Genomic DNA, 10,462 nt, shown 5'->3' on the forward strand with positions numbered 1-10,462 from the left:
TTAAATGATATATTTGGCTGAATTCAAAAAAATGGAGTTGACCTACACATTAACAGAGTTGTCCCAAGTAGCAGAGAAGGTATTAGCGAATGCTAAGAACCGCACACTCTTGTTTCATGGTGCGATGGGTGCCGGAAAAACTACAATGATTAAAGAACTAGCGAAGCAACTTGGTGTGACCGACACGATTACGAGTCCCACGTTTTCATTAGTAAATGAATATAAGCTAAGTGAAAAAAAGTTGTATCATTTTGATTTTTATAGAATAGACAGTGAGGATGAAGCGCTTGATATTGGTGTAGAGGAGTATTTTGATTCGAACGATTGGATTTTTGTTGAGTGGCCGGAGAAGATACCTTCTTTATTGCCGGTAGAAAACACAAAGCTTCAACTAACGATAAACCAAAACGGAAGTAGAACATTAAACATGGAGCCAGTGAAATAAATTGTAACGACACATACGAGATTTCAATAGATACTTTTAAATGTTTGCCCCAAATCGCATAGTTTTTAAGCAGGATTTTTTTGTCTAAAGGCTAACCTATAAAGATACGGCGAACTTTACTGAAATACTTGTCTTTTTTCGTGCTAGGTTTGTACTATAAACCTCACAAAAACAAGTATTATGAAATTAACAAAATACCTATTGATCGTTGCAATTTTTGGAGCTGGATTATTTGTTTCTTGCACTCCGGAAAGCATAGAAGATGAACAAACAGAACAGCAAGTCAAAAGAGACCAAATCGTTACCCCACAAAACGGGTAGAAAAAATCTTTTTATAGGCGGAGTAATTGTATTGTTAATCGCAATTACTCCCTTTTTATTTTATTCTTACAAGAATTTCCCAAACGATTCTCAAGTTTGGGAAAATTCTTTGTTTACTGTTAACACTGCTTTTGGATCTATAAACACCTATATGTGGTTCTTAGTTGGAAAAGTAGTGCCTCTATATTTATTACTATTATGGTTTTTTACTTGTAAGCATTGGTGGCACTGGATTATTTTAGTGCCTATAGCGATGTATGCTTTCCAGCTTTGGGGCATTCTAAATGAAAGTCAAGGATTAGACGAATTAGAGATTTATTACATTTTACCGTTAATGCTAGTTATTATTCCAGCAGTTTATTTGATAAGGGCTAAATTATTTAATAAAATGCGCTTAGATGATTTAGATAGCTTCGAAAGAGATCTTATGGAGAAAAAAACCATCTGGCAACAGGTCAAAGAACTTTTCCGATAATCAGACTTCGTTATTTTTCTTTATTTATGTAACTTGGTGCTACTAACCGAGTACTCATGACAAAACCTAGCTCGCCTTTTACTAAAGCACAATTGCTTCCACAAGAAGAAACCCTAGAAATCTCAAAGCAAAAAGGGGATCTTTTTATTGGGCTTCCTAAAGAAATTTACTTTCAGGAGAAACGAATATGTCTTACGCCAGATGCAGTTGCAGCTATGGTTGCAAACGGTCATAGAGTTCTTATGGAAAAAGGAGCCGGTGAGGAAGCTGGATTTAGTGATACCGATTATAACGAGGCAGGTGCTAAACTAACCAAAGACACTAAAAAAGTCTTTGAATGTCCTATCGTACTCAAGGTCGAACCCCCGACCTTGGAGGAACTTAGCTTAATGAAACCTAAATCGGTACTCATTTCAGCATTACAGTTAAAAACGCGGAAAAAAGAATACTTCGAAGCCCTTTCAAAAAAAAAGATTACAGCACTTGCGTTTGAATTTATTAAAGATGAAGATCACAGCTATCCCGCTGTAAAAGCATTAAGCGAGATCGCAGGGACCGCGTCTGTGCTAATTGCTGCCGAATTAATGGTAAATGCCGAAAAAGGAAATGGTTTGCTGTTTGGAAACATTAGCGGGGTTCCGCCTATTGAAGTTGTGGTTATTGGAGCAGGAACTGTTGGACAATTTGCGGTACGATCGGCACTCGGACTAGGCGCCAATGTAAAAGTTTTTGACAGTTCTATAACAAAACTTAGAAACTTACAATCAAATGTAGGTTGCACTTTATACACCTCGACGATACAGCCAAAGAATCTTATGAAAGCGCTTAGGCGGTGTGATGTCGCAATAGGTGCTGTAAGAGGGAATAATCGATCACCGGTCATAGTAACTAAGACAATGGTTGAAAACATGAAGAAAGGTGCTGTTATTATTGATGTGAGCGTAGATATGGGCGGTTGTTTTGAAACGACCGAAATGACCTCTCACGATAAGCCCACTCGTATTAAATATGATGTAATACACTATGGTGTGCCCAATATTCCTGCTCGCTATCCAAAAACAGCTTCTATTTCAATTAGTAACATATTTACGCCTTATCTGCTTGAGATCGCCGAATGTGGCGGTTTGGAAAATGCGATCCGTTTTGACAATGGATTGCGAAACGGTTTGTACTTTTACCGCGGCATATTAACCAACAAAGCAGTTTCAGATTGGTTCGATATGTCCTACAGCGATATTAACCTGCTTATTTTTTAAGAATGAAACTCATACACCGAATTGCCTACTATTTAGGCGGTTTTATTATTGGAATTATTATTCTACTATTTTTTCTCGGCGGAAAGAAAGCGTCCTGCGATTATAGTCCAAACGCTCGTACTTTAAAAAACATACGACTGAAAGAACGATCGTTTTCTTCAGAAGCACTTATGTCACTCAGAACTATTCAATTAGACACTTCTGCTATTTCGCAATTACTAATAGACGGTAATGTACTTTTTTCTGAAAGCAATACTGACCTTGATTCCTGCAAGCAATATGTAATTGAAGGTGTAGTGCAAACGCAAAATTTGAGAATCCGTTTTGAGAACTGTAAAACCAAGGCTACATTGCTTAGCGTCGACACCAACTCTAATTAAAGCCCCTCATTCTTTTTGTTCAGCTTTTTGATATAGTACGACGGATAAATACCGTGACTTTTATAGAATGCTTTTGAAAACGATTCTGCGCTTCTAAAACCGCAATCTTCAGCGATTGCCTTAATAGTAAATCGTCGAAATTGCCTATTAGTCCGAAGTTCTTCAGCCGCATAATCCACTCGCAGATCATTAATATACTGTGGAAAACTCTTTTCCATTTTGAGATTAATAACTTTCGATAAGTAATTAGAATTCGTGCCAAAAGTCTTTGCCAGCTTTGTAAGAGAGATGTTTTGAGAAAGATACTCTTGTTTAGATTCAAATTGTTCTAAGCTTGTAAGGATATCGCTTATAATTGAAGTAGATATTGAAGTAACTACGTCTTGACTCGTTATATCAGTTTTAGGCTTCGTTTGTTTAGCGATCAAATTTTCATACCGTTGTTTATAAGTCCTTTGTCTACCATAATAAAACAAAAAAGCAGTAAGACTTAATATGGCGACCAATAAATACCAATATGACATCGATTTTGTGGTTCTTTGCTTCTTTTCGAGCCGGGCAATTAGTTCTTCCTTCTCCCTAAGAAGTTCTGGTGTTTCTAAATTGTTCTTAATCCTTGAATCAATATACCTTAAATTATTTCTAAATATACTATCAGTATAAATCAATTTATTTAAATAAACTATTTGTTTTTTAAAGTCATTCTTTTTTTTGTAAAAATTATAAAGCTCGATAAATAATTCTGTTTGAACAGGCAATATTTCCTTAGTTAATTCATATAGTGAATCAGCCTTTTTCAAATACTCAAAGCCTTTAGATTCTTGACCTAATTTATTATATGATAGTCCAATATACAAGTAATCGTTCATAATTGAATTTTCACTTTTAAATTTACTATTCGAAAGTGATTCTTCTAATTTGTCAATTGATAAATCATAATTCTTTAAATAATATTCTATCTCTCCTGCTCTAGCTAAATATTTATAATAGTTGTCGAAGTCTCCAGATTTTCTACATTCAGTTAGAACCTCTTTTACATTATACCTCGCTGAATCAAATTTCTGCGTATAGATATAGGACACAGTGATCAGGTCTTTTGCAATTAATTTGTCTTTTCGTAAGCTTTCGAGGTACTCCCCAGGGATTGACTTTATGGAAGGTCTAACATATTCGTTGTACGCTGATTCATAGTCTATTGAATTTAAAAAATCATAATACAATTTACTTAATTTCAATCCTTCTCTCGGATCTCCCCAAATAATTTTCGTTTCTATAATATTTCGGCGTATAAATAATTGAAAAAACACATTTTTATTTTTTACAGAATATTCATATGCTTTGAGCAAATTAGAAGTACATTTATCAAACTCATAATTATTACAATATAATGCTCCTTTAATAATATAACCCATTGTGGGATAAGTCTTATGATTCAGATGTTCAGTGAGTTGAATAAGACTGTCGGCGAATAATATATTCTTCTTTAAATGAAAAATCCTAGCTAATCGATCATAACCTCGAGCCATTTTTATGGTATCTTCTTGTGCTCTAGCTCGATTTAGATAGGTACGCGCGACTTTCTCTGCTTTTATCGAATCGGTAAACACCTGGTTAAACAATTCGAGCAGTTCTTCATCTTGTAAAGCAGCTAAATTTTCTTTACTAACATCTTGCGCACACAATGATGTGGCGATCAAAATGCACAATAAAAAAGTTAAGGTCTTCATAAACCGGATGTTGTTTTTTAAAACTACTAAAAAATGTTGGTTGCTTGTCTAAAATCCAAGGTTTTACAGCTGTGTCGAACCTTACAAATGTAAGTTACTTTTTATCAAGTAGTTAGCGATGTTTGTGTAGCCCAAAATTCATAAATACAGACTTGTAATTCACGAATAGCGAGCAAGTTAGCTTGCAGAATACGGAAATTCACTTCAAATTTGGGTTGTGAGATTTATAGAAGCAACCGAGGATTTTTTTATCAAATTAACTGGGGAGTTGAAGTGAAGGAAGGTCTGTAGGTTGCTTCAAAATCACTTCAATTAGTACGAATCAAAACCATCTAAAGTGACACAGCAACAATTAGCCAAAAAAGAGAAAGCCTCTACAAGGTAGAAGCTCTCACCGTTTTTCTAAATTCGAAATAAACTCGTGTTTATCTCAAGGACAAGATACAATTTTTTTGATTAGTGGGACACGGATTTATTTTAAGAGTGTTTGCTAGCACACTCAAAAACAGCCGCGGAAGCCGAAAAGCGTAAGAGTAGGCCAATCTAAAACTATAATTATGAAAGCATTATACAAAACAATGTTGCTCTGCACCTTTCTTTTCTTATCGGTAGGAGCACATCAAGTTACTGCACAGTCTAACGATTTTGAGCCTACAAAAGCCGAAGTGAAGACAGCGTTAAATCACGCCTTTGCCGATTTTGTAGAAGCTGTAAGGCCTTACTATACAGTAGGCCAGAGCTATAATCAATTTAAACGTTCGCTATTGTTAGGAAGTGCAAGTTCTAGAGCAAGCCTCCCAAATGTCCCACAGCAAGGTGAAAAAATGCTAGAAAAAGCATATAACTATTTGAAATCCGGCTATTCTATAAACAGAATTAAGAAAGAGCAGAACTATACTACTATGGGTAACGCTATTCTATACGTTAATCAACAAGCTCAAGAGCGAAATAGAGATTATATTGAAATGGAACCAATCTTATTTGGTGAAAACTCTACATTTCCAACGAACAACCTTAGAGAAGGTCGCTGTAAATGGTGGCAATTATGGTGTCACTTAGAATCTGTATTTGGCCCAGAAGGGGGACAGATACTTTCAGCTATAATTGGAGTCATAATTGCCATTATAATTCCTTAAATTTAATACTAACTACCGCATAGATATGTTAAATATTTATGCGGTTAAATCTCATAATTATGAAAAATATCATACTTCTATCTTTGCTTTTTTTACTCGTTGGCTGTAGAAATTATTTTTTTAACAAATGGCTCGATCGATATGGTGCATATGATAATGAAATTCAATTATCAAAATACACCAATGACACGAAAGATGTTGTCTTTATTCCCATGATACATCTTGCGATACCCGATAAGTACGAAGCGGTTCGTATGAAAGTGGACTCATTAGGTAAAGAAGGATATTATTTTTATTGGGAAAAAGTCAAGTCCGTTTCAGATAATGATACCATATTACGAAAATTTCGAAAGATTCTAAATTTTCCGTTGGCAAGTAACGGATATAGTGAAGTATTTTCGGCCAGTATTATGGATAAATACAACTTGAAATTTAAAAAAAATGTGATCGATCAACCACCATATGAAGAACTTGGCCTAGATTCATTGAACAGTGAAAATGTAGACAGCAATATAACAGACATGGTGAATTTCTATGAAAATGAGTTTGGTAAGATCGAATTAGAACCCTGTGATTTCGAAACCAAAGTTACAGAGAGCAGTCCATGCGAGAATGAAAATTGGGATCGAGAAAAAAAAGACTCGGTAATAATTGACTACCGTAACAGCGTAGTCATTGAGAATTTGACAAAAGAATCTAAAAATAAAATAGCAATTGTTTATGGAAGCGATCACATAAAAGGCATGGCTGCCTTGCTCTTAGAGCAAGGTTACCGATTACAAGATGAAAATTAGATCAATTTAAATTATTTAGACAAAACCATGAAAGTAAGCATTATCATACTTTTCTTAATTCAGCTACCTTTAAGTCTCTTAGCTCAAGATTCGATATTGACTGTTGGGAGAGGCACTAATTGTTTCGGGCGTGGCGCTTGCTCATTAACGTCCGTACAAAACAGAGAAAGTAATGCGATTAATGCCTCCTTTATTTATACTGCAGATGGGAAGACATTACTTCGCGTCTACCGCAATAAACTTAGTAAGGACGATGAAATAAAGTTACTGGGTGCTGCTATAACAGCGCGTAACAAGAACACCCTTACGTTCTTGATGGAAGAACCCTTATCTCTTTCACAAGAAGTAACCGAACTGACCTCCCGAATTAAATCAAAACAACTGCAGGAACTAGCCGTGGGCACCTACACCACAACTATTTCAGATCTATTTATTGATATTGAGATTGTTCCTACGGAAAACTAAAATAATGAAGATCAAGATTATTTATATTGCTTTATGCTTCAGCCTAAACAGTGCTGCATTTGCGGCTATTGCTGAAAGTAAAACCATAGATAAGCAAATCGAACTGGTTTTTGCCAGTTTATCTATTGAAATTAAAGAAACTAAAGCTCATTATAAATTATTAAAAGATCCACTTCAAGCCAATTTAAGAGCAGTTAATCGTGCATTAGCAACAGCAGTTGCGGTTGATCTACAAGTATCACTACTTCTAAAAAAAGACCATCTTAAAGACACCTTGACAAAAATATCGGCTAAAGAATCTGCCGACATCAGTAAAATTCGCTATTTAAAGGGGTTGCAAATTATTAAACTTCTCTATGAAAAAACACTGTCGTTAGATCACCACTTCGCATCAGTAAGTACTTTCAGGGATATTAATTCGATGTCTAACCCGAACAATTACCCGGAGTTTACTGCAGTAAAAGAAGTATTATCTAATTCAAAGAACCGAAAAACCGGATTTGACCTCTCCTCTATCTTGGGAACTAATATTTACACTTCGGTATTTCATTCATTTATTTCCTTATTCACAAATGAATCCACTTCAAGAAATGAAAAAGAGGCAAAACTTCAAGAAGTAGAATGCATCTTGGATTTTACACTGCGTATGCATGGAGATCTAAACACCATCTATTTTGAGACGGTTTTTCTTCAGAAAAGCAACGAAACAGTTATCCTAAACTTAGAACAATTGTTCGAAGATTACACAAAACCGATTCAATACACTACATCCCTAGAAATATGTAGAAATAACGACGACTGGGACTCGGTGAGGAATAATTTAAATAAATATCTCGATCAGCTTACCACAATTATTGAAAACGATGAAGACCCAGATGCTGCGTTGAAAATGCAAATCAATTTGGAGTTTCCTATCGATCGCCTTTTACAATTTATTACACAGTACAATGCATTTATCGATCAAGGTGGTAAATTCTATGAAAAGTTTGAGATAATGCTCAATAGCTATGAAAACGAACAAGCCTGTACTGATAAGATCCCTGAAGAATACAGGACCTTAAAACAAGGAATTCAAATTGCGATTGAAAAATTTCACACGGCCTATAAACCGGTCGAGATCAATGGTAGCAAGATGAAGGAGATATTGTACGGAATCAACGAATACGACTAAGGTCGCACCTATAAGCCCCTCCTATTCTTCTCCTTTTTAAGCAATGTTAGCTCCCTGCTTGTTTGTCCGGCGACCGAAGTGTTCTCCTCCGCTCGTCGGATCAAATAAGGCATCACGTCCTTTACCGGACCAAACGGAATATACTTTGCTACATTATAACCTTCCGAAGCAATATTAAAACTTATATGATCGCTCATCCCGTACAATTGCCCAAACCATACGCGTGTGTCATCTTTTGCAATGTCTCGCTGCTCCATATATTCCATTGCCAAATAACTACTCGCTTCATTGTGTGTTCCAAGAAACAGTGAAATATCATCTAGGTTATCGAGAATATATTCCATAACAGCATTGAAATTCGCATCGGTTGCTTGCTTACTTTCGCATATAGGTGTTGGATATTCTCGCTCTAAAGCACGCTCATTTTCCTTCTCCATATAAGCACCTCTAACCACTTTAAATCCAAGCTTATACCCCTTTTCACGTGCGCGCTTATGAATGTCTTTTAAGTAATCCAACCGGTCCCACCGATAACACTGCAACGTATTAAATACGATCGGTTTTTCTGTGTTATAGGTCTCCATCATCTGTTCACATAACGTATCTGCAGCATCTTGCATCCACGATTCCTCTCCGTCGATCAACAATGCAATGTCACTTTCTTTTGCAACCTTACAAACCCTATGATACCGAGCTTCAATTCGCTCCCATTCTTCCTGTTCAGTTTTCGATAACACTTTGTTCTCAGTGCGTTTTTGCCAAACAGCAAACCGTCCAAACCCGGTAGGTTTAAAGACCGAAAAAGGCATTGCGGTTTTGTTTTTAGCAAATTCGGTTAGCTCGATGACCTTTTCCATGGTCGCATCAAATTGGGCTTGAGTTTCCTTCCCTTCTACCGAATAATCTAACACCGAATGAATCCCGGCCTCATATAAGGCGTCCACGGTATCCATACAATCTTTTTCATTCACACCCCCACAAAAATGATCGAATACAGTAGAGCGAATTAACCCCTCTACCGGTAAGTGTAAGTTCAATGCGAATTTCGTGGCCGCAGTGCCAATTCGCACCAAGGGTTCGTTGGCTATCATTTTAAAAAGGAAGTACGCGCGTTCTAACTCCGAGTCACTTTTTAGCTTAAATGCGGTTTCCGTGTTATCAAAAAGCGAATTTGATATCATAAATCAAAAATAAAGTTCACAAATATAGTTAGATTTGACCTCTGTTCAGAACAAAAATGTAGCTAATGAAATCCATTGTTAAAGAAAATGGTTTGGTTTATTGCAACGAAGGTGCTGTCGATGCTTTTCACAAAGTGCTTAAGCAACTGCAACCTTCTAAGGTCTTTATACTTACCGACACCAACACTCGCAATTTTTGTCTTCAACCATTTTTAAATGACTTCGGAAACGATTTAGATCCAACAATACTGGAGATCCCTGCGGGCGAAATTCACAAAACAATTAATACCTGTCTTACTGTTTGGGAACAACTTTCTGAAAAAGGTGCCGACCGCAATAGCCTTCTTATTAATCTAGGCGGTGGCGTGGTAACCGATCTTGGTGGCTTTGTTGCCAGCACTTTTAAACGAGGTATCTCATTTATAAATATACCCACTTCCCTACTCGCCATGGTCGATGCATCAGTGGGAGGGAAAAACGGTGTCGATCTGGGCATGATTAAGAACCAGATTGGAGTGATTAGAAATCCGGAACTGGTGGTGATACAAACTACTTTTCTTAACACCTTGCCTAAGAACGAAGTGCTTTCTGGTTTTGCCGAGATGTTAAAGCACGGATTAATTGCTTCGGAAGGTTACTGGAATAAATTACAAGCATTCGATCTAAACTTGGCTTCCGAAGCTGAAGACCTTATATGGGAATCGGTACTTATTAAGAATAATGTCGTTTCTACCGATCCGTTAGAAAAAGGACTTCGGAAAACACTTAACTATGGTCATACCTTAGGCCATGCTATAGAGTCGTATTGTTTGGCTTCTGAAGAAAAAATAACTTTATTACACGGTGAGGCCATTGCTATAGGAATGGTCTTAGCTACTTACTTTTCAACCGAACTACTAGATTTTCCGAAGCAAAAATTAACGCAAATTACCAAGACGCTAATCGAACTGTATGGAAAGCACGACTTTTTAAGAAAAGACATCAATGCCATAATCGATTTGTTGATTTACGACAAGAAGAATACCAACGGGAAAGTCTTGTTTGTACTGCTCAATGATTTTGGTTCGCACAAGATAAATTGCGAAGTCCCGAATACATTGATATACAAGGC

At 36.5% G+C, this 10,462-nt stretch carries 11 protein-coding genes; 9 read left to right on the top strand and 2 right to left on the bottom strand.

Going from position 1 to position 10,462, the window contains the following annotated elements:
- Positions 1-13 precede the first annotated feature (13 nt).
- The 4 genes from tsaE (at position 14) to DWA30_RS05640 (ending at position 2,877) form a co-directional block, all read left to right on the top strand.
- Positions 14-445, top strand: coding sequence for a tRNA (adenosine(37)-N6)-threonylcarbamoyltransferase complex ATPase subunit type 1 TsaE (gene tsaE / locus DWA30_RS05625; RefSeq protein WP_317048338.1), 432 nt, complete (start codon positions 14-16; stop codon positions 443-445).
- 262 nt (positions 446-707) lie between these two features.
- Positions 708-1,241: a hypothetical protein gene (locus tag DWA30_RS05630; RefSeq protein ID WP_114491563.1), complete on the top strand. Its 534-nt coding sequence runs from the start codon at positions 708-710 to the stop codon at positions 1,239-1,241.
- 56 nt (positions 1,242-1,297) lie between these two features.
- The gene (locus DWA30_RS05635; protein ID WP_114491564.1) at positions 1,298-2,497 is read left to right on the top strand and encodes an alanine dehydrogenase; all 1,200 of its coding nucleotides are present in this window, start codon (positions 1,298-1,300) and stop codon (positions 2,495-2,497) included.
- A 2-nt stretch (positions 2,498-2,499) separates the two neighbouring features.
- Positions 2,500-2,877, top strand: a complete 378-nt coding sequence (locus DWA30_RS05640; RefSeq protein ID WP_114491565.1) for a hypothetical protein — start codon at positions 2,500-2,502, stop codon at positions 2,875-2,877.
- Here DWA30_RS05640 and DWA30_RS05645 read toward each other — a convergent pair.
- Positions 2,874-4,604 (bottom strand): helix-turn-helix domain-containing protein, encoded by a 1,731-nt coding sequence (locus DWA30_RS05645; protein WP_114491566.1) that lies wholly within the window; start codon positions 4,602-4,604, stop codon positions 2,874-2,876. The genes DWA30_RS05640 and DWA30_RS05645 overlap by 4 nt on opposite strands.
- A 557-nt stretch (positions 4,605-5,161) precedes the next feature.
- Here DWA30_RS05645 and DWA30_RS05650 point away from each other — a divergent pair.
- From DWA30_RS05650 to DWA30_RS05665, 4 genes are read left to right on the top strand one after another with little or no spacing between them, the layout of a single operon-like run.
- Complete coding sequence (locus DWA30_RS05650; protein ID WP_136073160.1) at positions 5,162-5,740, top strand: hypothetical protein; 579 nt, start codon at positions 5,162-5,164, stop codon at positions 5,738-5,740.
- A gap of 59 nt (positions 5,741-5,799) precedes the next feature.
- On the top strand, positions 5,800-6,534 hold the full coding sequence (locus DWA30_RS05655) for a hypothetical protein (protein WP_114491568.1): 735 nt from the start codon (positions 5,800-5,802) through the stop codon (positions 6,532-6,534).
- A gap of 27 nt (positions 6,535-6,561) precedes the next feature.
- Positions 6,562-6,999: a hypothetical protein gene (locus tag DWA30_RS05660; RefSeq protein ID WP_114491569.1), complete on the top strand. Its 438-nt coding sequence runs from the start codon at positions 6,562-6,564 to the stop codon at positions 6,997-6,999.
- Positions 7,000-7,003: 4 nt separating this feature from the next.
- Entirely contained in the window at positions 7,004-8,170 is a 1,167-nt protein-coding gene (locus tag DWA30_RS05665) for a hypothetical protein (RefSeq protein WP_114491570.1), read from the top strand.
- Between the two features lie 8 nt (positions 8,171-8,178).
- On the opposite strand, the gene DWA30_RS05670 is transcribed toward DWA30_RS05665, so the two are convergent.
- The gene (locus DWA30_RS05670) at positions 8,179-9,351 is read right to left on the bottom strand and encodes a proline dehydrogenase family protein (RefSeq protein ID WP_114491571.1); all 1,173 of its coding nucleotides are present in this window, start codon (positions 9,349-9,351) and stop codon (positions 8,179-8,181) included.
- Between the two features lie 65 nt (positions 9,352-9,416).
- Between DWA30_RS05670 and aroB the strand changes: the two genes are divergently transcribed.
- Positions 9,417-10,462, top strand: a 1,046-nt coding sequence (gene aroB, locus DWA30_RS05675; RefSeq protein WP_114491572.1) for a 3-dehydroquinate synthase, incomplete at its 3' end; no start/stop codon positions are given.

Source organism: Candidatus Ulvibacter alkanivorans (assembly GCF_003333325.1).
Classification (GTDB): domain Bacteria; phylum Bacteroidota; class Bacteroidia; order Flavobacteriales; family Flavobacteriaceae; genus Ulvibacter_A; species Ulvibacter_A alkanivorans.